At 70.0% G+C, this 19,963-nt stretch carries 20 protein-coding genes and 5 tRNA genes; 18 read left to right on the plus strand and 7 right to left on the minus strand.

Annotated elements, in window-relative coordinates; all coding sequences use genetic code 11:
- Nucleotides 1-9: 9 nt before the first annotated feature.
- The gene (locus tag ACFWU3_RS11895; RefSeq protein WP_384434848.1) at nucleotides 10-3,591 is read right to left on the minus strand and encodes a nitrate- and nitrite sensing domain-containing protein; all 3,582 of its coding nucleotides are present in this window, start codon (nucleotides 3,589-3,591) and stop codon (nucleotides 10-12) included.
- 581 nt (nucleotides 3,592-4,172) lie between these two features.
- On the opposite strand from ACFWU3_RS11895, the gene ACFWU3_RS11900 reads away from it, so the two are divergent.
- The 9 genes from ACFWU3_RS11900 (at nucleotide 4,173) to ACFWU3_RS11940 (ending at nucleotide 7,993) form a co-directional block, all read left to right on the plus strand.
- Nucleotides 4,173-4,343, plus strand: coding sequence for a hypothetical protein (locus tag ACFWU3_RS11900; protein WP_313943885.1), 171 nt, complete (start codon nucleotides 4,173-4,175; stop codon nucleotides 4,341-4,343).
- Nucleotides 4,344-4,429: 86 nt separating this feature from the next.
- Nucleotides 4,430-5,206, plus strand: coding sequence for a fumarylacetoacetate hydrolase family protein (locus tag ACFWU3_RS11905; protein ID WP_384434852.1), 777 nt, complete (start codon nucleotides 4,430-4,432; stop codon nucleotides 5,204-5,206).
- Entirely contained in the window at nucleotides 5,199-6,674 is a 1,476-nt protein-coding gene (gltX, locus tag ACFWU3_RS11910; protein ID WP_384434854.1) for a glutamate--tRNA ligase, read from the plus strand. The genes ACFWU3_RS11905 and gltX overlap by 8 nt, the downstream gene beginning before the upstream one ends.
- 9 nt (nucleotides 6,675-6,683) lie before the next feature.
- Nucleotides 6,684-7,403, plus strand: coding sequence for an HAD family hydrolase (locus tag ACFWU3_RS11915; RefSeq protein WP_384434857.1), 720 nt, complete (start codon nucleotides 6,684-6,686; stop codon nucleotides 7,401-7,403).
- A gap of 90 nt (nucleotides 7,404-7,493) precedes the next feature.
- Nucleotides 7,494-7,565 (plus strand) — tRNA-Gln (locus ACFWU3_RS11920).
- Between the two features lie 21 nt (nucleotides 7,566-7,586).
- A tRNA-Glu gene (locus tag ACFWU3_RS11925) sits at nucleotides 7,587-7,659 on the plus strand.
- A gap of 83 nt (nucleotides 7,660-7,742) precedes the next feature.
- Nucleotides 7,743-7,815 (plus strand) — tRNA-Glu (locus ACFWU3_RS11930).
- Nucleotides 7,816-7,827: 12 nt separating this feature from the next.
- Nucleotides 7,828-7,899, plus strand: a tRNA-Gln gene (locus ACFWU3_RS11935).
- Nucleotides 7,900-7,920: 21 nt separating this feature from the next.
- Nucleotides 7,921-7,993 (plus strand) — tRNA-Glu (locus ACFWU3_RS11940).
- A 240-nt stretch (nucleotides 7,994-8,233) separates the two neighbouring features.
- Here the strand turns inward: ACFWU3_RS11940 and ndgR are convergent.
- Entirely contained in the window at nucleotides 8,234-8,950 is a 717-nt protein-coding gene (gene ndgR / locus ACFWU3_RS11945; protein ID WP_010984119.1) for an IclR family transcriptional regulator NdgR, read from the minus strand.
- 145 nt (nucleotides 8,951-9,095) lie between these two features.
- Between ndgR and leuC the strand changes: the two genes are divergently transcribed.
- From leuC to ACFWU3_RS11965, 4 genes are all read left to right on the plus strand, one after another.
- Nucleotides 9,096-10,529 (plus strand): 3-isopropylmalate dehydratase large subunit, encoded by a 1,434-nt coding sequence (leuC, locus tag ACFWU3_RS11950; RefSeq protein WP_384434861.1) that lies wholly within the window; start codon nucleotides 9,096-9,098, stop codon nucleotides 10,527-10,529.
- Between the two features lie 5 nt (nucleotides 10,530-10,534).
- The gene (leuD, locus tag ACFWU3_RS11955; RefSeq protein ID WP_384434864.1) at nucleotides 10,535-11,128 is read left to right on the plus strand and encodes a 3-isopropylmalate dehydratase small subunit; all 594 of its coding nucleotides are present in this window, start codon (nucleotides 10,535-10,537) and stop codon (nucleotides 11,126-11,128) included.
- 104 nt (nucleotides 11,129-11,232) lie between these two features.
- Nucleotides 11,233-11,460: a hypothetical protein gene (locus ACFWU3_RS11960; protein WP_313943879.1), complete on the plus strand. Its 228-nt coding sequence runs from the start codon at nucleotides 11,233-11,235 to the stop codon at nucleotides 11,458-11,460.
- Between the two features lie 141 nt (nucleotides 11,461-11,601).
- The gene (locus ACFWU3_RS11965) at nucleotides 11,602-12,249 is read left to right on the plus strand and encodes an HU family DNA-binding protein (RefSeq protein ID WP_384434867.1); all 648 of its coding nucleotides are present in this window, start codon (nucleotides 11,602-11,604) and stop codon (nucleotides 12,247-12,249) included.
- A gap of 176 nt (nucleotides 12,250-12,425) precedes the next feature.
- Here ACFWU3_RS11965 and ACFWU3_RS11970 read toward each other — a convergent pair whose 3' ends face one another.
- Nucleotides 12,426-12,629, minus strand: a complete 204-nt coding sequence (locus ACFWU3_RS11970) for a hypothetical protein (RefSeq protein ID WP_313943877.1) — start codon at nucleotides 12,627-12,629, stop codon at nucleotides 12,426-12,428.
- A 292-nt stretch (nucleotides 12,630-12,921) separates the two neighbouring features.
- On the minus strand, nucleotides 12,922-13,629 hold the full coding sequence (gene cofC, locus ACFWU3_RS11975; protein WP_384434871.1) for a 2-phospho-L-lactate guanylyltransferase: 708 nt from the start codon (nucleotides 13,627-13,629) through the stop codon (nucleotides 12,922-12,924).
- A 148-nt stretch (nucleotides 13,630-13,777) separates the two neighbouring features.
- Here cofC and ACFWU3_RS11980 point away from each other — a divergent pair, with 148 nt between their 5' ends.
- From ACFWU3_RS11980 to ACFWU3_RS11990, 3 genes are all read left to right on the plus strand, one after another.
- Nucleotides 13,778-14,530, plus strand: coding sequence for a lysophospholipid acyltransferase family protein (locus ACFWU3_RS11980; protein WP_384434874.1), 753 nt, complete (start codon nucleotides 13,778-13,780; stop codon nucleotides 14,528-14,530).
- Nucleotides 14,527-15,537, plus strand: coding sequence for an NAD(P)H-dependent glycerol-3-phosphate dehydrogenase (locus tag ACFWU3_RS11985; RefSeq protein WP_384434877.1), 1,011 nt, complete (start codon nucleotides 14,527-14,529; stop codon nucleotides 15,535-15,537). Before ACFWU3_RS11980 ends, ACFWU3_RS11985 begins: the two co-directional genes overlap by 4 nt.
- A gap of 61 nt (nucleotides 15,538-15,598) precedes the next feature.
- Nucleotides 15,599-16,756 (plus strand): D-alanine--D-alanine ligase family protein, encoded by a 1,158-nt coding sequence (locus tag ACFWU3_RS11990; protein WP_384434880.1) that lies wholly within the window; start codon nucleotides 15,599-15,601, stop codon nucleotides 16,754-16,756.
- Nucleotides 16,757-16,783: 27 nt separating this feature from the next.
- On the opposite strand, the gene ACFWU3_RS11995 is transcribed toward ACFWU3_RS11990, so the two are convergent.
- Together ACFWU3_RS11995 and ACFWU3_RS12000 are read right to left on the minus strand one after the other, a co-directional pair.
- Nucleotides 16,784-17,263: a DUF3515 domain-containing protein gene (locus ACFWU3_RS11995; protein WP_384434883.1), complete on the minus strand. Its 480-nt coding sequence runs from the start codon at nucleotides 17,261-17,263 to the stop codon at nucleotides 16,784-16,786.
- A gap of 20 nt (nucleotides 17,264-17,283) precedes the next feature.
- A complete protein-coding gene (locus ACFWU3_RS12000) occupies nucleotides 17,284-17,517 on the minus strand; it encodes an Lrp/AsnC family transcriptional regulator (protein ID WP_029384521.1) in 234 nt (77 codons plus the stop codon).
- Nucleotides 17,518-17,771: 254 nt separating this feature from the next.
- On the opposite strand from ACFWU3_RS12000, the gene ACFWU3_RS12005 reads away from it, so the two are divergent.
- Both ACFWU3_RS12005 and thiD read left to right on the plus strand, forming a co-directional pair.
- A complete protein-coding gene (locus tag ACFWU3_RS12005) occupies nucleotides 17,772-18,734 on the plus strand; it encodes a thiamine-phosphate kinase (protein ID WP_313943871.1) in 963 nt (320 codons plus the stop codon).
- Nucleotides 18,731-19,516, plus strand: coding sequence for a bifunctional hydroxymethylpyrimidine kinase/phosphomethylpyrimidine kinase (gene thiD / locus ACFWU3_RS12010; RefSeq protein WP_384434888.1), 786 nt, complete (start codon nucleotides 18,731-18,733; stop codon nucleotides 19,514-19,516). Before ACFWU3_RS12005 ends, thiD begins: the two co-directional genes overlap by 4 nt.
- Before the next feature lie 203 nt (nucleotides 19,517-19,719).
- Here thiD and rpmB read toward each other — a convergent pair whose 3' ends face one another.
- Nucleotides 19,720-19,905, minus strand: a complete 186-nt coding sequence (gene rpmB / locus ACFWU3_RS12015; protein WP_003957616.1) for a 50S ribosomal protein L28 — start codon at nucleotides 19,903-19,905, stop codon at nucleotides 19,720-19,722.
- Between the last annotated feature and the right edge of the window lie 58 nt (nucleotides 19,906-19,963).

A 19,963-nucleotide genomic window follows, 5' to 3' on the forward strand; every position in this document is an offset into this window, starting at 1 on the left:
CGGGCTCAACTATCGCTCCTGCTGGTGAGTGGGGCCGAGGTTGAAGCTGCCGGTCGTCGAGTTCTGCTGACGGCCCTGCTGAATGCCACGACGGAGGTTGGTCAGCCGGCCGCGTACGTCGTTCGGCGCACGCGAGACCTGCGGACCTGTTTGGGTGTTCTGTTCCTGCGCGGTTCCCGCGACGAGATTGGCTCGCGGGACCCGACGGGGCAGACCTGATGTGGTGACGCCGCCGGCCGCGGGCTTCCTGACCCGCTCGGCCTGGCGCACCAGCTCGTCATTGGGGGAGGAGCGCCAGCCGCCACCGTTGGTGCTCTGCCCATTGTGCGGTGCCGCGGCAGGGGTGCGCTGCGGCATCGGCGGGGCGGGGCGCTCCGCGGACTGCTGCGGAACGGGGGCGGGCGACGCGGGCCGGGACGGCTCCTGCTCCTCGGACCGGCCCTGCGGGCCGCCGTGGAACCAGTTCGTCTCGAGCGTGTCGTACAGCGGCGTACGGCCGTCGCCGGGACCGGTCGCGGGCGGCAGCGCCTCGGGCTGCGGCTGCGGCGGCAGGGCGTTCGGCCGGCGCGCGCCGTAGTCGCCGTTCTGGGCGCTCTCGCGGCGCGGTGCCGGAGCACGGCCCGGAGCGGGCGGCTGGGGAGCCCCGAGGTCGGGACGGGCGAACTGCCCGGTGGACGCGGGGTCCTGGGACGGGCCGCCCTGCGAGCCGTTGCGCGGCGGCTGGAAACCGCCACCGGGCGTCTGGCCGGCCGGAGAGGTCGGGCCGAACACGTCCGGGCGGACGAACTGCCCGGTGGACGAGCCGGAACCCGAACCGCGCTGCGGCGGAGGAGCGTTGAAGTCGGGACGTGCGAACTCCGCCGTGGCGGCTGCGCCGCGGTCGTTGTCCTCGTGACCGCGCGGCGCGTCGGCCGGACGCTGGTTGCGCGCGGGCGGCTGCTCGCTGCCCCAGCTGGTGGACGGCGGACGCTGCGGGCCACCGGCACCGGGGAGTTCGGCACGCGGACCGCCGGGCAGCTGCTTGCCGCGGTCGCCGGAACCCTGAGAGAAGCCCTCCGAGCGGGATTCGCCGCGGGCCGGGGCGTTCTGCGCGCCACGGCCGGCACCCGAGCCGAAGGCGCCGGCGAGGCCGCCGCCCTGCCGGCCCTGGCCGGGCTGACCCTGGCCGGGACCGCCGTCGCGACCGGGAAGCGCGGCACGCGGAGCCGAACCGGCCCCGACCTGACCGCGCGGAGCGCCCGTGCCGATCCGGCCGCCCGTGGGAGCACCGGCACCGCCGGGGCCGCCGCCGAGGCCGGGACGGCTGCCGCCGCCCGCGCCACCGGGACCGCCGCCCGGGCGCCCGCCGAGACCCGCGGGACCGCCGGGACCCGGGGGAACGGCACCCTGGCCGTTGCCCGGACCGCCGGGGGAGCCGGGAGCCTTCTTGCCGCCGTGGGCGACGTCGACGGGCAGCATGACCAGTGCGGTCGTGCCGCCGGAGTCGGACGGGCGGAGCTGGATCCGGATGCCGTGTCGCAGGGACAGGCGGCCGACCACGAACAGACCCATGCGGCGGGAGACCGAGACGTCCACGGTGGGCGGCGACGCCAGCCGCTCGTTGATCGCGGCGAGGTCCTCGGGGGAGAGGCCGATGCCGGTGTCGTGGATCTCGACCAGGACGCGGCCGTCGGGCAGTGCGTGACCGGTGACGCGGACCTTCGTCTGCGGCGAGGAGAACGACGTCGCGTTCTCCAGCAGCTCCGCGAGGAGGTGCACGAGGTCGTTGACGACGCGTCCGGCGACCTCGGTCGCCGGGACCGCGGCCAGTTCGATGCGCTCGTACTGCTCCACCTCGGAGGCGGCGGCGCGGAGCACGTCGACCAGCGGGACCGGCCGGGTCCACCGGCGGCCCGGCTCCTCGCCCGCGAGGACGAGGAGGTTTTCGCCGTTCCGGCGCATACGGGTCGCGAGGTGGTCCAGCTTGAAGAGGGAGGACAGCTGGTCCGGGTCGGCCTCGCGGGACTCCAGTTCGGAGATGAGCGAGAGCTGACGCTGGATGAGGCCCTGGGAACGGCGCGAGAGGTTGGTGAACATCGCGTTGACGTTGCCTCGCAGGAGGGCCTGCTCGGCGGCCAGACGGACGGCCTCGCGGTGCACGTCGTCGAAGGCCGCGGCCACCTTGCCGATCTCGTCCCGGGAGTGCACACCGACGGACTCGACCGAGGTGTCCACGTCCTGCGGGTCGGACTCGGAGAGCTGCTTGACCAGGTCCGGCAGACGGTCCTGGGCGACCTTGGTCGCGGTGTCCTGGAGCCGGCGCAGCGAGCGGATCATGGACCGCGCCACGACGAAGGCGCCGACGAGCGAGACGCCGAGGACGAGCAGGATCAGCGCACCGTTGATGATCGCGTCGCGCTGCGACTCCTCGCGCAGTTCACGCGCCTTGGCCTCCATCTGGCCGAGCAGCGTGGACTCGATGACACGCATGGCCTGGATACGGACGCCGTAGTCGTCGGTCCAGTCCAGGAAGGAGCGCTCGTCCTGGCTGGCCAGACCGTTGCTGTTGTCGAGGACGCGCTTGGCGTACTTCTCGGAGGCCTCGATGGTCGGGTTGCCGTTGTCCAGCGGGTCGGTGAGCTCCTGGGCGTTGCCGCCGGAGGACTCGTAGACCGACTCGAAGGCGGCCAGCGAGGACTCGCCGTTCTCGAGAGCGGCCTTGCCGTAGAGGCGGTCGTTGTCCTCGAGGCCCTTGCCCTTGGAGCCGCTGCCGCCGGGAAGCGCGGCGGCGATGATCGCGCGCTGCATGGAGGCGTACTCCTTGGCGGACGAGAACGCCGCCAGCGCGCGGGTGCGCTTGATCATCTCCGGGCTGCTGGTGGCCTGCGCCATGTCCTGCGACAGGCTCAGCAGCGACTCGATGAGCCGGTGGTAGTTCTCGACCGTGAGGGAGTGCGGGCGACCGGTCTGGTAGGCCGTCTCGCGGATGGAGCCGAGGTTGTTGACCTGGACGGCGATCTGGTTCGCGTTGGCCCGGATGCTCTCGAGCGCGTCGTCCTTGTCCGTGTTGGGGATGTCACGGGTGGCTTCGAGGAAGGACTTCCGGGCGCGGTCGGTGACCGTGCGCGGACCGGTGACCTTGAAGTCGGTCGCGTCGGGGTTGTTCGCCAGCGGGCCGGCCGTCAGGTCACGCTCCGCCTGGAGCGCCTGGGCGAGGTCGGTCGCCTGCTTGGTCATGTTGGTGAGCAGCTGCATGTGATCCAGCTGCTTCATGTCCGCCATGGACTCGTTGATACGGAGTCCACCCAGCGTGGTGGCCGCGACGACGGGCAGGGTCAGCAGGGAGACGAGTCTCGTGCTGATGCGCCAGTTGCGCAGAGCTATTCGTGAGCCGGTGTCCGTCGGGCTCTTCGCCTTCGGCGGGGCCTTGGGGCCGTCGCCTCCGGGCGAAGCCGCGCCGGAGCGTGCGGCACGGTCACCGCTGTCGCCGGGGGATGCCGGATCTGCCTTGTGGGTGTGCTGGGCGTGCTGGGGCGAGGAGCCGCGGTCGGTCCCGCCGCGCGGCTCCTGTTCCGCCGCAGCGCTGCCATCCCTCTTGAAACGTCCCTGCACTAGCGTCGCAACCTCTGGACCAGGCGTCCCTCCGCGAGCGGCGGGACGGTGTCGGCGTCGGTGAGGGGCGCGACAGCGCCCCTTTTGTTGGTCGTTGAGTGACCGGCGCTTCTCCCCCTTCTCCGCCGCTGCCCGGCGCTGCGTTGCGCCCGTTGCGCGCCGGCCTGAAGCCGCGGCGGTGCGTGGAATTCCAGCACAGTGCCGGATCTCCAACAAGGGCCGCGTACCGGGCTGTGACCTGGATGACACGGTGTGAGCGTCGCGTCACAAGACGTAGAAGCTTTTCCCGGAGAAAAAGGGGCATTCCTCTACGACTCGACTGGGGGTGAAGGCTCCCCAGTCGCCATGATCAGGAGCGGAATGGCTGGTTCAGCTATGCAATGTCCGTTTCACTCTGGACGATTCATAGTCCGCATTGCCCGGATTGCCCGTCCCCTGGTGAGGAAACTCACACCTAGATCGCGGACTTGGGCGCCCCTCCTCGGGGAATTGGATGTTTAGCCTGGCGCTTTACAGGGATGGGTAATCCGTCAACCGCCGCTCATCGAGCGGCCGTACGCCGACAAGGGCTGAAACCACCGATGAAGACGATGATGTTCCGCAACATAGCCAACCCCCGGCGCACCACTCTCGCCCACCTCAAGGACGCGGACGAACTCCAGACGCCGGAGCAGCAGGAGCACTCGCTCGATCTTCCCACGCAGACGGCCAACCCCCGCCGTACGGTCCTGATGGACGCCCCCGCAGCGTAATGCGCGAGGCGGGAGCCCCCTACCGCGTTAGCCTGAAGCGTCAGACGCCAGCAGCGTAAGAAGTAGTAGAGGGGCCTCCGCATCCCGTGCGCATCGCCAGATTCTCCATCGACGGGAATGTCGCCTTCGGCGCGGTCGAGGGCGACAGTCCGGACGACCTCGTCCTCGACATCATCAAGGGCATCCCGTTCGCGGAGTTCGAGCTCTCCGGCACCAAGGTCCCCCTGAGCAAGGTCCGCCTGCTGCCGCCGGTGCTCCCCAGCAAGGTCGTGGCCTTCGGCCGCAACTACGCGGAGCACGCGGCAGAGCTCGGCCACGAGGTGCCCGACGCGCCGTTCGCCTTCTTCAAGCCCTCCACCTCGGTGATCGGCTCCGGCGACGACATCGCGTACCCCTCGTTCTCCCAGGAGCTCCACCACGAGGCCGAACTCGCCGTCGTGATCGGCCGGCTGTGCCGCGAGGTCCCGCGCGAGCGGGTCAAGGACGTCATCCTCGGCTACACCTGCGCCAACGACGTCACCGCCCGCGATGTGCAGAAGCGCGAGAAGCAGTGGGCGAGGGCCAAGGGCTTCGACACCGCGTGCCCGCTCGGCCCCTGGGTGGAGACGGACCTCGACCCCCACGACCTCGCCATCCAGTGCACGGTCAACGGAGAACAGCGCCAGCTCGGCCGCACGAGCCAGATGATCCACTCCATCGAGGACCTGGTCGTCAACATCACCGAGGCCATGACGCTGCTCCCGGGCGACGTCATCCTCACGGGCACCCCCGCGGGGGTCGGCCCCCTCAACGTCGGCGACGAGGTCGCCGTCACCATCCAAGGTATCGGCACTCTCGCCAACAAGGTGATCAAGCGTGGCTAACGCGAATGTCCGCGTACGTTTCTGTCCCTCCCCGACCGGCAACCCCCACGTGGGGCTGGTCCGCACCGCCCTGTTCAACTGGGCCTTCGCCCGGCACAACGGCGGCACCATGGTCTTCCGTATCGAGGACACGGACGCGGCCCGCGACTCGGAGGAGTCCTACACCCAGCTGCTCGACTCGATGCGCTGGCTCGGTCTGGACTGGGACGAGGGCCCCGAGACCGGCGGCCCGCACGAGCCCTACCGTCAGTCGCAGCGGATGGACATCTACCGCGACATCGCCGAGAAGCTGCAGGCCGGCGGCTACGCCTACGAGTGCTTCTGCACCGCCGTCGAGCTGGAGGCCCGCCGCGACGCGGCCCGCCTCGCCGGCAAGCCCTCGGGCTACGACGGCACCTGCCGCAACCTCCCCGCCGAGCGCATCGCGCGCTACAAGGAGGAGGGCCGGCCGGCCATCGTCCGGTTCCGGATGCCCGACGAGCCGATCACCTTCACGGACCTGGTCCGCGGCGAACTGACCTTCACGCCCGACAACGTGCCGGACTACGGCATCGTCCGGGCCAACGGCGCCCCGCTCTACACGCTCGTCAACCCGATCGACGACGCGCTGATGGAGATCACCCACGTCCTGCGTGGCGAGGACCTGCTCTCCTCCACCCCGCGGCAGATCGCGCTCTACAAGGCCCTGATCGAGCTGGGCATCGCCCAGCAGATCCCGGCCTTCGGCCACCTGCCGTACGTGATGGGCGAGGGCAACAAGAAGCTCTCGAAGCGCGACCCGCAGGCGAACCTCAACCTCTACCGCGAGCGCGGCTTCCTGCCCGAGGGCCTGCTCAACTATCTCTCGCTGCTCGGCTGGTCCTTCTCGGCCGACCAGGACGTCTTCTCCATCCCGGAGATGGTGGAGAAGTTCGACATCTCCGAGGTCAACGCCAACCCGGCGCGCTTCGACCTGAAGAAGGCCGAGGCGATCAACGCGGACCACATCCGCATGCTGGACGTGAAGGCGTTCACCGAGGCATGCCGCCCCTGGCTCCAGGCCCCGCACGCGGCCTGGACGCCGGAGCAGTTCGACGAGTCCCGCTGGCAGGCGATCGCCCCGCACGCGCAGACCCGCGTCACGGTGCTCTCCGACATCACCGCCAACGTCGACTTCCTGTTCCTGGACGCCCCCGTCGAGGACGAGGCGTCGTGGACCAAGGCGATGAAGGAGGGCTCGGACGCGCTGCTGCGGACGGCCCGCGAGAAGCTGGAGGCCGCGGACTGGAGCAGCGCCGACTCCCTCAAGGAAGCGGTCCTGGCCGCGGGCGAGGCCCACGGCCTCAAGCTCGGCAAGGCGCAGGCCCCGGTCCGTGTCGCGGTCACCGGCCGCACGGTCGGTCTGCCGCTCTTCGAATCGCTGGAGATCCTGGGCCGGGAGAAGACGCTCGCCCGGATCGACGCCGCGCTGGCGAAGCTCACCGCCTAGGGTCGGACCATGCCGATCCGCGCGGTCCTCTGGGACATCGACGACACGATCTTCGACTACTGCAGCGCCGACCGCGCCGGCATGATGCGGCACCTCAGGACCGAGGGCCTGGCCGACGGATACTCCTCCGTCGACCAGGCCCTCGGCCGTTGGCGCGAGGTCACCGCCCTGCACTGGGCGCGCTTCTCCGCGGGGGAGGTGGGGTGGCAGGAGCAGCGGCGTGATCGCGTACGGATGTTCACCGGGCTGCCCCTGAGCGATCCCGAGGCCGACGCGTGGTTCGACCGGTACATCGTTCACTACGAGGCCGCCTGGTCCCTCTTCCCGGACGCCGTGCCCGCCCTCGACCTGCTGGCGGGGGAGTACCGGCACGCGGTCCTGTCGAACTCCTCGCTCCACAACCAGGAGCGCAAGCTGCGGGTGCTGGGTGTGCGGGACCGGTTCGAGGCGCTGCTGTGCGCCGCCGAGCTGGGGTTCTCCAAACCCGCCGCCGAGGCCTTCCACGCCGGCTGCGACGCGCTCGGTCTGCCGCCCGACCAGGTGCTCTACGTCGGCGATCAGCCGGACATCGACGCCCGCGGTGCGATCGATGCGGGGCTCGCCGCGGTCTGGCTGGACCGGACCGGTGCGGGAGGGCGCCCCGAGCTGATCCGGATCACCGGCCTCGGGGAGCTTCCCGGCCTGCTGCGCGGGGAATCCCGTTTTGGAGCGCCGGACACCTTCAGGTAATGTTCTTCCTGCGCCGCCCGAGAAGGCCGAAAGGCCCGCCCGGACAGTGCGAATCAAACAAAAACCCCCAGGTCGGGGGTTGAGTTTTGATGGCCTATGGTGTAATTGGCAGCACGACGGTTTCTGGTTCCGTTAGTCTAGGTTCGAGTCCTGGTAGGCCAGCTCGCAGAGCTCATCTGCATCGCCCCCGTTGTGTAGCGGCCTAGCACGCTGCCCTCTCAAGGCAGTAGCGCCGGTTCGAATCCGGTCGGGGGTACAGATCCATCCTGCTGATCATCAGGGTCGCTCCCGATGACCGCGCAGTGACATCACCCGGCCCCGCCGGGTGGGATCGCTAGGGCCCCCGTTGTGTAGCGGCCTAGCACGCCGCCCTCTCAAGGCGGTAGCGCCGGTTCGAATCCGGTCGGGGGTACGTAAGTCACCATGGCCTATGGTGTAATTGGCAACACTACGGTTTCTGGTACCGTCATTCTAGGTTCGAGTCCTGGTAGGCCAGCTCGCGGAGCTCATCCGCAAGGCCCCCGTTGTGTAGCGGCCTAGCACGCCGCCCTCTCAAGGCGGTAGCGCCGGTTCGAATCCGGTCGGGGGTACAAACGAAAAAGGCCCTCCGCATCATGCGGAGGGCCTCTTCGCGTTGTCCGACGGGGTCGGCCTGGCCGCTGTTTCCTGAACTCGCCGCCTGGTGACGTCAGTTGGTCCCGCGGCTGTCCCTCGCCAACTCGCGCCCGCGCAACGGGGAGTTGTGCACGGGGATGCACGCGGTGAAGACGAGCGGGCCGGCCGCTGCGGCGTCGGAGCGGCCGGCCCGGAAGCAGTGCGGACGGCAGGTGTCAGCCGGTACGGCGCAGGGCCTCGCTCAGGCGGCCGGCGGCGTCGATGACGGCCTGGGCGTGCATGCGGCCCGGGTGCCGGGTCAGGCGCTCGATCGGTCCGGAGACCGAGACGGCCGCGACCACGCGGTTGGAGGGGCCGCGGACCGGTGCCGAGACCGAGGCGACGCCCGGCTCCCGCTCACCGATCGACTGGGCCCAGCCCCGGCGTCGTACGCCGGACAGGGCCGTGGCCGTGAAGCGTGCGCCCTGAAGGCCGCGGTGGAGCCGCTCAGGCTCCTCCCAGGCCATCAGGATCTGGGCCGACGACCCCGCCTTCATCGTGAGCGTGGAGCCGACCGGCACGGTGTCCCGCAGACCGGACAGCCGCTCGGCCGCCGCCACGCAGATGCGCATGTCTCCCTGCCGGCGGTAGAGCTGCGCGCTCTCGCCGGTCACATCGCGCAGATGCGTCAGCACCGGCCCCGCCGTGGCCAGCAGCCGGTCCTCGCCCGCCGCTGCGGCGAGCTCCGCCAGCCGCGGGCCCAGGATGAACCGGCCCTGCATGTCCCTCGCCACCATCCGGTGGTGTTCCAGTGCCACGGCAAGGCGATGTGCCGTGGGCCGTGCAAGCCCTGTCGCCGCGACCAGCCCGGCGAGGGTGGCCGGACCGGACTCCAGAGCGCTCAGAACCAGAGCTGCCTTGTCGAGAACGCCGACGCCGCTAGAGTTGTCCATGCAACGATATTCACGTCTCACACTGTGAAACGCAAGTTCAATTTTCCTGGAAACCCGCCAGTCTGTAGAGGCGGCCCGCAGACCAACGGGTTCCGCGACAAGATCTCTAGTGGTGTCGGCCCCCGGGCCGGCCGGAGGGAAAGCGATGGGTAGGACACTCGCGGAGAAGGTCTGGGACGACCATGTCGTCCGGCGCGCCGAGGGCGAGCCCGACCTCCTCTTCATCGATCTGCACCTGCTGCACGAGGTGACCAGCCCCCAGGCCTTCGACGGTCTCCGTCAGAACGGCCGGCAGGTCCGCCGCCTCGACCTCACCATCGCCACCGAGGATCACAACACCCCGACCCTCGACATCGACAAGCCCATCGCGGACCCGGTTTCCCGTGCCCAGTTGGAGACGCTGCGCAAGAACTGCGCGGAGTTCGGCGTACGGCTGCATCCGCTGGGCGACGTCGAGCAGGGCGTCGTCCACGTCGTGGGCCCCCAGCTGGGACTGACCCAGCCCGGCACCACCGTCGTCTGCGGCGACTCGCACACCTCCACCCACGGCGCATTCGGCGCGCTGGCCTTCGGCATCGGCACCTCCCAGGTCGAGCACGTACTGGCCACCCAGACGCTGCCGCTGGCCCGGCCGAGGACCATGGCGATCACGGTCGAGGGCGAGCTGCCCGACGACGTCACCGCCAAGGACCTCATTCTGGCGATCATCGCGCGGATCGGCACCGGCGGCGGCCAGGGCTACATCCTGGAATACCGCGGCTCGGCCATCGAGAAGCTCTCGATGGAAGCCCGGATGACCATCTGCAACATGTCGATCGAGGCGGGCGCCCGCGCGGGCATGATCGCCCCGGACGCCACCACCTTCGACTATCTGCGCGGCCGCGACCACGCCCCGCAGGGCGCGGACTGGGACGCCGCGGTGGAGTACTGGAAGACGCTGCGCACCGACGACGACGCCGTATTCGACGCGGAGGTCTTCATCGACGCCGCCGAACTGGCGCCGTTCGTCACCTGGGGCACCAACCCCGGCCAGGGCGCGCCCCTGTCGGCCAACGTCCCCGACCCGGCTTCGTACGACGACGCTTCGGAGCGCTTCGCCGCCGAAAAGGCCCTGGAGTACATGGGGTTGAGCGCCGGGCAGCCGCTGCGCGACATCAAGGTCGACACCGTCTTCGTAGGCTCCTGCACCAACGGCCGTATCGAGGACCTGCGCTCGGCGGCGTCCCTGCTGGAGGGCCGCAAAGTCGCCGACGGCGTACGGATGCTGGTGGTCCCCGGGTCCGTGCGGGTCGCTCTCCAGGCCGTCGAGGAGGGCCTGGACAAGGTCTTCACCGGCGCGGGAGCCGAATGGCGGCACGCCGGCTGCTCGATGTGTCTGGGCATGAACCCCGACCAACTCGCGCCCGGCGAGCGCTCCGCGTCGACGTCCAACCGCAACTTCGAGGGCAGGCAGGGCAAGGGCGGACGCACCCATCTGGTCTCGCCCCAGGTCGCCGCGGCCACCGCGGTACTGGGCCATCTGGCCTCGCCGGCCGATCTGGTCGCATCCGACTCGGCCGCCACCCCCGCAGGAGTCTGAGAACCATGGAAGCTTTCACCACACACACCGGCCGGGCCGTGCCGCTGCGGCGCAGCAACGTCGACACGGACCAGATCATCCCGGCCCACTGGCTGAAGAAGGTCACCCGCGACGGCTTCGAGGACGGGCTCTTCGAGGCGTGGCGCAAGGACGCGTCCTTCGTTCTCAACCAGCCCGAGCGGCAGGGCGCCACGGTGCTGGTCGCCGGCCCCGACTTCGGCACCGGCTCCTCCCGCGAACACGCCGTCTGGGCCCTGCAGAACTACGGCTTCAAGGCGGTCATCTCCTCGCGGTTCGCCGACATCTTCCGCGGCAACTCGCTCAAGAACGGGCTCCTGACCGTCGTTCTGCCGCAGGAGACGGTCGACCGGCTGTGGGAGCTCGCCGAGACGGACCCGAAGGCCGAAATCACTGTTGACTTGGAGCAGCGGCAGGTGCGTGCGGCAGGCATCACCGCCGACTTCGAGCTGGACGAGAACGCCCGCTGGCGACTGCTGAACGGTCTGGACGACATCAGCCTCACCCTTCAGAACGAAGCGGACATCTCCACTTACGAGGCCTCCAGGCCGGCCTTCAAGCCGCGCACAATTCAGGTCTGATCAGCGCTTTTCCCCGACTGCGCCCCCCACCGTCCGGTGGGGGGCGCAGTCGTCTGTTGAGGTCCTGCCGGGCGACAACTCGCCCCAGATGGCACAATCGGTGCATGGACCGTGACAGCCAACTCGAGCTCTACGAGGCGGTGGCGGCCCGGCTGAAAGAAGCGCACACAAGAGTGCGCACACTGCAAGTCCCGGAGGGCGTAAGGATGGCGCTGTCCCGGAAGCTGCTGGTCGTCACGGCAGCGGCGAAGCACGATCTCCCGGATGCGGCCAGGCGTCTGGACCGCTTCATGCAGGACCTTGACGAGGGCCGATTCCCTGAAGGCGACTGACACCCGAACTCCACAGCGGAGCACTTCGTTGCGGCACTAGGGTGATTAGCCCGTTTCGTGTTTGATTTGCGGTATATATCTGCCTAACGTGCGAAAAAGCCTGGACGCATTCGTTCCGGCAATGTCTCCGAAGGGGAAGACGTGAACAAGGCGCAGCTCGTAGAAACGATTGCCGACAAGGTCGGTGGCCGTCAGCAGGCCGCCGAGGCTGTCGACGCGGTACTTGACGCGATCGTCCGCGCAGTTGTCGGCGGCGACCGTGTCTCGGTCACCGGTTTCGGCTCGTTCGAGAAGGTCGACCGCCCCGCCCGCTACGCCCGCAACCCGCAGACCGGGGAGCGGGTCCGGGTGAAGAAGACCTCTGTTCCGCGCTTCCGTGCCGGTCAGGGCTTCAAGGACCTGGTCAGCGGCTCGAAGAAGCTCCCGCGCGGCGGCGAGGTCTCGGTCAAGAAGGCGCCCAAGGGCAGCCTCTCGGGCGGTCCTTCCACCCGCACGACCACCAAGGCCGCGGCCAAGAAGGCCACCGCCAAGAAGGCCACGGCGACGAAGGCCACGGCGAAGAAGACCGCCGCGAAGAAGACCGCGACCAAGAAGACCGCGGCCAAGAAGACGACGGCCGCCAAGAAGACGGCGACCGCCAAGAAGACCACGGCCAAGAAGACGACCACCAAGAAGGCGGCCGCCAAGAAGACCGCGCCGGCCAAGAAGGCCACCGCGAAGAAGGCGCCGGCCAGGAAGGCGACGGCGCGCAAGACCGCCGCCAAGAAGGCCACTGCCAGGAAGAGGTAAGCGGCACAAGGTCGCAGGGCCACTCACGCGCCGGGCCGGGCTCCTCTGGGGGAGCCCGGCCCGCGGCGTGTTCCGGCACAGATGCCCACCGGATGCCGGCGAACCCCGCGCCTGGTGAACGGCTTCCCGTCGCCGTCCTCGTCCCGTCGTCGAACCGTTCGGCCCGACTCGGCCCGTCAGAGAGTCTGCAGCGTCACCAGCGTGATCCTGCGGGCGTCGCCCTCGCCCTCGGTCTCGATGCGCACCCGCTGGCCCGGCCTCAGCAGCCGCAGACCGCCGGCGTCGAAGGCCGCGGCGTCGAACTCGACCGGCGTGCCGTCGTCGAGGAGCACGCTCCCGCTGCGGGTCAAAGCGTCGTAGGTGTACGAGGTTGCCTGCATACGGCCAGCCTAAGGGCTGTCCCGGGAATCCCCGGTGGATCAAGCGCGCGACGTCGTATGCGGTGCATCGCAAGGCGGTGGGGCGCCCCCGCCGGAGGCTGGGGGAGGGCGTCCTCATACTGGGCGTATTCGGGCGATCCGACAACGCGGCGCGGGGGTCCCCTGCTCGAAGAGCCTGGGGGAGTGCCGTGGCTGTCGTCGAGCGCCCGCTGGGGATTACGGGACAGCCCTTGGCGCCGCTCCCGGCAGGCGGTGCCCGGTCCGGGCGGGAAGCCGGGGATGACGGGACAACTCAGTGCACGCCTCCGGCGGGCCGTGCCCCGTCCGCGTCGCGGTCGGCCATCGCGAGGCGCTCGGCCGTCCGCGGGCCGACCTCCAGGGCCAGTGCCGCCGCCAGATCTTCCGCGGTGTCCACGTCCTGACGTACCGAATCGACTCCGGCGAGCGGGATTTCCACGGCTCCCGACGCCAAATGCCTGCGCCGTGATCGCCCTCCGAAACCGGGTCGCAATTCGGTGCCCGCGGCCGCCGAGAGCAATGTGGTGCCGACCCCGGCCCTATCCGTCAGAAATGCCCGGGGAAATCCCGATGCGTACGCGAGTACTCGTGCCAATTCCTGAGGACGCAGCGCGGGCAGATCGGCGTTGAGGACGGCCACCGCGGCGCCCGGACACAGGCGGCGGACCTCTTCCGCGCCGTGCGTCAGCGCCGCGTTGAGACCTGCCGACGGGGTGTCCGGCACGATCCGCGCGCCCAGCGCGGCGAGCCGGAACGATGCCGCGGGATCGTCCGTGACAACGGCCACATTCCGTACCGACGGGCAGGCCAGGGCCGCTGCGACGGTGTCCTCCGCGAAGGCGAGCGCCAGATGCGGGCGCAGGCTGTCGTCGGCAGCGGCCGCGAGCCTGCTCTTCGCCTCCGCGAGCCGTTTCAGCGGGACGACCAGGGACCAGCGGTCCGTCGGGTCGCAGTTGGTGGCACGCTCATCGTCCATGTGCATCGCAACCCATTGTGTCGTGGCCCCGCGAAGGGGCGGACGACCGGCCCGGTGACCGGGGCGTACGGTGTTCTCGACAGACCAGGGGCCTGGGGCGACACTTGACCCCCAGCAGCCGGGCAGTGGCCCGGCAGTAGAGGAAGGTGCTCGCGTGTCCCGCCGTAGAATCGGCTTCTGGTACCGCCTGGCGGCGGTCATCGCTAAACCGCCGCTGTTGGTTCTGTTCAAGCGGGACTGGCAGGGAATGGAACACATTCCCGCCGCGGGCGGATTCATCACCGCTGTGAATCACAACTCGTATCTGGACATGTTTTCCTATGGCCACTTCCAGTACAACAGCGGACGTGTGCCCCGATTCCTCGCCAAGGCGGCGCTCTTCAAGGCGCCCGGCGTGGGGATCCTCCTGAAGGGCACCGGGCAGATTCCCGTCTACCGCGAGTCCTCCAACGCCTTCGGTGCCTTCCGGGCCGCCGTCGAGGCCATCGAGGCCGGTGAATGCGTCGCCTTCTACCCGGAGGGCACTCTCACCCGGGACCCCGGGCAGTGGCCGATGACCGCGAAGACCGGAGTCGCGCGGGCGGCCATGATGACGCACGCACCCGTCATCCCGGTCGCCCAGTGGGGCGCCAACTTGGCGATGCCGCCGTACGCCAAGGGGAACCGGCTCCGGCTGTTTCCGCGCAAGACGCTGCAGGTGAAGGCCGGTCCGCCGGTCGACCTCGACCGGTTCTACCACCAGGAGCCGACGCCCGAGGTACTGAAGGAGGCGACCGAGGTCATCATGGCCGCGATCACCGAACTGCTGGAGGAGCTGCGCGGCGAGCAGTCCCCCGGCAAACCGTTCGATCTGCGCGAAATGCGCGCGGAGCAGCGCCGCAAGGCCGCCGAGGAGGGCACCAAGTGACACACCCCGCCAAGGCGGCCGTCTTCGGAACGGGCTCGTGGGGCACGGCCTTCGGCATGGTGCTCGCGGACGCCGGGTGCGATGTGACCCTCTGGGGCCGCCGCGCCGAACTCGTCGACGCCGTCAACACCACCCGGACCAACCCCGACTATCTGCCGGGCATCGAACTTCCCCCGACGCTGCGGGCCACCACCGACCCCGCCGAAGCACTGCACGGCGCGGACTTCACCGTGCTGGCCGTTCCGTCCCAGACGCTGCGCGCCAACCTGGCGGCGTGGGCGCCGAAGCTGCCGTCGGACACCGTGCTCGTCTCCCTGATGAAGGGCATCGAACTCGGCAGTGCCAAGCGGATGAGCGAGGTCATCGAGGAGGTCGCGGGGGTTCCCTCCGACCGCGTGGCCGTGATCACCGGGCCCAACCTCGCCAAGGAGATCGCCCAGCGCCGTCCTGCCGCGGCCGTCGTCGCATGCCGGGACGAAGCCGTCGCCCAGCGCCTCCAGGCGGCCGCCCACACCCCCTACTTCCGCCCGTACACCAACACCGACGTCGTCGGCTGTGAGCTCGGCGGCGCCGTGAAGAACGTCATCGGCCTCGCCGTCGGCATCGCGGACGGCATGGGCCTCGGCGACAACGCCAAGGGCTCCCTCATCACCCGCGGCCTCGCCGAGACCACCCGCCTCGGACTCGCCATGGGCGCGGACGCGCTCACCTTCTCCGGCCTCGCCGGGCTGGGCGACCTGGTGGCCACCTGCTCCTCGCCGCTCTCGCGCAACCACACCTTCGGCACCAACCTCGGCAAGGGCATGACGCTCCAGGAGACCATCGCGGTCACCCGGCAGACCGCCGAGGGCGTCAAGTCCTGTGAGTCGGTGCTGGATCTGGCCCGCAGGCACGGCGTCGACATGCCGATCACCGAGACCGTCGTCGGCATCGTCCACGAGGGCAAGCCGCCGGTGGTGGCCCTCAAGGAGCTGATGTCGCGCAGCGCGAAGCCCGAGCGCCACTGACCCGGCACGCGCTGTGCCTGCACTCCACCGCGCCGGGTGCGCACGGTAGTCTCAACGCGATATGAGCACCGAGAACCTCCCCCAGAGCCCGGAGCAGCCGCTCCGCAAGCCGCGTGTGGCTGTCGTCTTCGGCGGCCGCAGCTCCGAACACGGGATCTCCGTGGTCACCGCCGGAGCCGTGCTGAGGTCCATCGACCGGACGAAGTACGACGTACTGCCCATCGGCATCACCGCGGACGGCCGGTGGGCGCTCACCGCCGACGAGCCCGACCGCATGGCGATCACCGATCGTCGTACGCCGAGCGTGGAGCAGCTGGCCGATTCGACCGAGGGCGGCGTCGTGCTCTCCGTCGACCCGGCGAACCGCGAGGTCGTGTACAGCGAACCCGGCGCCGTGCCCAAGGCGCTCGGCGAGGTCGACGTCGTCTTCCCGGTGCTGCACGGCCCGTACGGCGAGGACGGCACCCTCCAGGGACTGCTCGAACTCGCCGGCGTCCCCTATGTCGGCGCCGGTGTCCTCGCCTCCGCGGTGGGCCAGGACAAGGAGTACATGAAGCGGGTCTTCGTCTCCTTCGGACTGCCCGTCGGTCCGTACGAGGTGATCCGCCCTCGCGAGTGGAAGCTCGACCCCGCCGCGGCCCGTAAGAAGATCATCGACTTCGCCGGTGAGCACGGCTGGCCGCTGTTCATCAAGCCCGCGCGCGCCGGTTCGTCGATCGGCATCACCAAGGTCGACGGCCTCGCGGGCCTCGACGAGGCGATCGCCGAGGCGCAGCGCCACGACCCCAAGATCCTGGTGGAGGCCCTGCTGCGCGGCCGCGAGATCGAGTGCGGTGTGCTGGAGTTCGCCGACGGTCCGCGTGCCAGCGCGCCGGCCGAGATCCCGCCCGTCAGCAGCCACGACTTCTACGACTTCGAGGCCAAGTACATCGACTCGGCGTCCGGGATCGTGCCCGCCCCGCTCACCGAGGAGCAGACCGCCGAGGTGCGCCGGCTCGCCGTGGAGGCCTTCGACGCCGCGTCCTGCGAGGGTCTGGTGCGCGCGGACTTCTTCCTCACCAAGGACGGGGAGTTCGTCATCAACGAGATCAACACGATGCCCGGCTTCACGCCGATCTCCATGTACCCGCGGATGTGGCAGGAGAGCGGGGTCAGCTACCCCGAGCTCGTCGACCTGCTGATCCAGGCGGCACTGCGCCGGTCCACCGGACTGCGCTAGGGAACGCTTCCTCCCCCGGGACAGGTCCTAGGGGACTTCGAGTGTGGCCGGCACCGTCTTCTTGACGGCGCCGGCCAGCTCGGCGAGCGGGGTGACGTCGTGCGCGTACCGCTCGTCCATCGTGACCTCCACATAGGTCTTGCGGTACGTGGTGGTGAACCGCGGACCGTCGGCCCGCTGCTCCAGCAGCCAGTTGACCCCGTTCGCGTCGACGGCCTGCGACTGGGCGTCGCTCATCTTCTCCGGCCGGGGGACACCGCAGCGCAGTACGATCGCGGCGTCGCCCCAGCCGGCGGTCAGTTCGGAGTCCGGTTCGGTGCCGGTACGGCGCTGCCCGGCGACGGTCTTCGGCAGCTCCTTGTGCAGCGCACCGCACAGGGCCGCTTCCTCGGGCGGGGGGCTGGGAACCGCCACCGGCGCCGCCGCGTCCGTGGTGGAGCAGCCTGCGGCGGCGAGGAACGCCGCCGCGGCGGCGAACAGACGGAGGGACCGGTGGGCAGACGTCACCGGCCAAGCGTAGACGGGGGCTACAGGTGCACGACCGGGCAGGTCAGGGTTCGGGTGATGCCGTCCACTTGCTGGACCTTGGCGACCACCATGCGACCGAGATCGTCGACCGTGTCGGCCTGCGCACGCACGATCACGTCGTAGGGGCCTGTGACGTCCTCGGCCTGAATCACTCCGGGAATCTTCCCGATGGTCTCGGCGACGGTCGACGCCTTGCCCACCTCGGTCTGAATGAGGATGTACGCCTGTACCACGGAACCTCCAGAACGGCCCGGGGATCGTTTCCCCTACCTTCGGTGGGGAGATGCCGGGGGAGAGAAGGGACGCCACGGTATCGCGTCGTGATGGGGCGCGGGGAGACCCGCGCGCCGGGTGGCACCCGCAGCGTGGCGCAGGAAAAGCAGAAGTTGACGTATCTCTTGACGGTACCCACCGCCAAGACCGCTCGCGACCGCAAGGAAGCGGCTCTGCCGGACGTTCCGGCAGCACGACGGAGAGGTGAGACTCGGTGAAGGGCACTGTGGGCGAGTTGGGGGAGTTCGGGCTCATCAGAGAGCTCACCTCCCGGCTCACCTCCACCCCAGCGGTCCGCATCGGACCGGGAGACGACGCGGCGGTCGTGGCCGCGCCCGACCGCCGTGTCGTGGCGAGCACGGACATCCTGCTGGAGGGGCGGCACTTCCGCCGAGACTGGTCGACGGCGTACGACGTGGGCCGCAAGGCCGCCGCACAGAATCTGGCCGACATCGCGGCCATGGGCGCGGTCCCCACCGCGCTGCTGCTCGGGCTGGTCGTCCCCGCCGAACTCCCCGTCACCTGGGCCACCGAGCTGATGGACGGCATCCGTGACGAGTGCCAGGTCGCGGGAGCCTCGGTCGTCGGCGGCGACGTCGTCCGCGGCGATGTGATCACCCTCGCCATCACGGCGCTCGGCGATCTGCGCAACCACGAGCCGGTGACCCGGGGCGGCGCACGGCCCGGCGATGTCGTCGCGTACACCGGCTGGTTGGGCTGGTCGGCCGCCGGGCACGCGGTCCTCTCGCGCGGGTTCCGCTCCCCGCGCGCGTTCGTCGAGGCGCACCGGCGCCCCGAACCGCCGTACCACGCGGGTCCCGCCGCGGCCGGTCTCGGTGCCACCGCCATGTGCGACGTCAGCGACGGACTCGTCGCCGACCTCGGACACATCGCGGAGGCGAGCAAGGTCCGGATCGACCTGCGTTCGGGCTCCATCGACATCCCGAGCCAGATGAACGACATCGGCCAGGCCGTCGGCGTCGACCCGTTGCAGTGGGTGCTCACCGGGGGCGAAGACCACGCCATCGTCGCGACCTTCCCGTCCGACGTGAAGCTGCCCGCCCGCTGGAAGGTGATCGGCGAGGTGCTCAACCCGTCGGCGCTGCCCCAGGTGACCGTGGACGGTCTGCCCTGGCACAGCAAGAGCGGCTGGGACCACTTCGGGGAGGACTCGTGACGCCGGTGCGCGTCCTGACCGTCGCCGGCTCCGACTCGGGCGGCGGCGCGGGGATCCAGGCCGATCTGAAGACCATGATGGCGCTCGGCACCCACGGCATGAGCGTGATCACCGCGGTCACCGCGCAGAACTCGCTGGGTGTGCAGGGCGCGTGGGAGCTCCCCGTCGAGGCGATACGGGCCCAGTACCGCAGCGTCGTCGACGACATCGGCGTCCAGGCCGTGAAGACCGGCATGCTGGCGTCCGCGCCACTGGTGGAGGCCGTGGCCGAACTGCTGGCCGGCACCGACGCGCCCGTCGTCGTCGACCCGGTGGGGGTCTCCAAGCACGGCGACTCGCTGCTCGCGGCCTCGGCGCTGGACTCGGTCCGCACGAAGCTGCTGCCGGTCGCCACCGTGGCCACACCGAATCTGGACGAGGTGACCCAGCTCACGGGCCTGGAGGTGACGGACGAGGCCGGGATGCGCCGGGCCGCGGACGCCGTGCTCCGCTTCGGCCCGCGCTGGGCGCTGATCAAGGGCGGGCATCTTTCCGGCGACGCCGTGGACCTGCTCACGGACGGGACCGAGGAGCACTGGCTGCGCGCGCCCCGGCTCGACAACCGGCACACGCACGGGACCGGCTGCACGCTCGCCTCCGCCGTGGCCGCGGGGCTGGCGAAGGGGCTCACCGTCCCGGAGGCGGCAGTGGCCGCGAAGGAGTACGTCACGGGCGCGATCGCGGCGGGGTTCGCCCTGGGCGGGGGCATCGGCCCGGTGGATCACGCCTGGCGTCAGCGGTAGCGGGGGCGACTGCCCGGTACGGCGCGGCCGTGTGTCAGCACGGCCGTGCACGCTCCGTCGGCCGCGGCGGGGTGGCGCGGTCGGGCAGGACGACAGCACGACAACAGCACGACAGCACGGCGGTACGGCAAAAAGCCGGTCCACTGATGTGGACCGGCTTTTCAAGGCAACCGCAGGGGCTGCGCTACGACGAAACGTCGCGGTTAGCGCGAGACCTTGCCGGCCTTGATGCACGAGGTGCAGACGTTGAGCCGCTTCGGCGTCCGACCGACCACGGCACGCACACGCTGGATGTTCGGGTTCCAGCGACGAGACGTACGGCGGTGCGAGTGCGAAATGTTGTTGCCGAAGCCCGGCCCCTTGCCGCAGACGTCGCAGTTGGCAGCCACGGGTCACTCCAAAGACTTCAGATGCACTTACAGTGAATTCCGGCGGCCGGAAATCAGT

It is taken from the genome of Streptomyces sp. NPDC058685 (assembly GCF_042714725.1).
Taxonomy (GTDB): Bacteria; Actinomycetota; Actinomycetes; order Streptomycetales; family Streptomycetaceae; genus Streptomyces.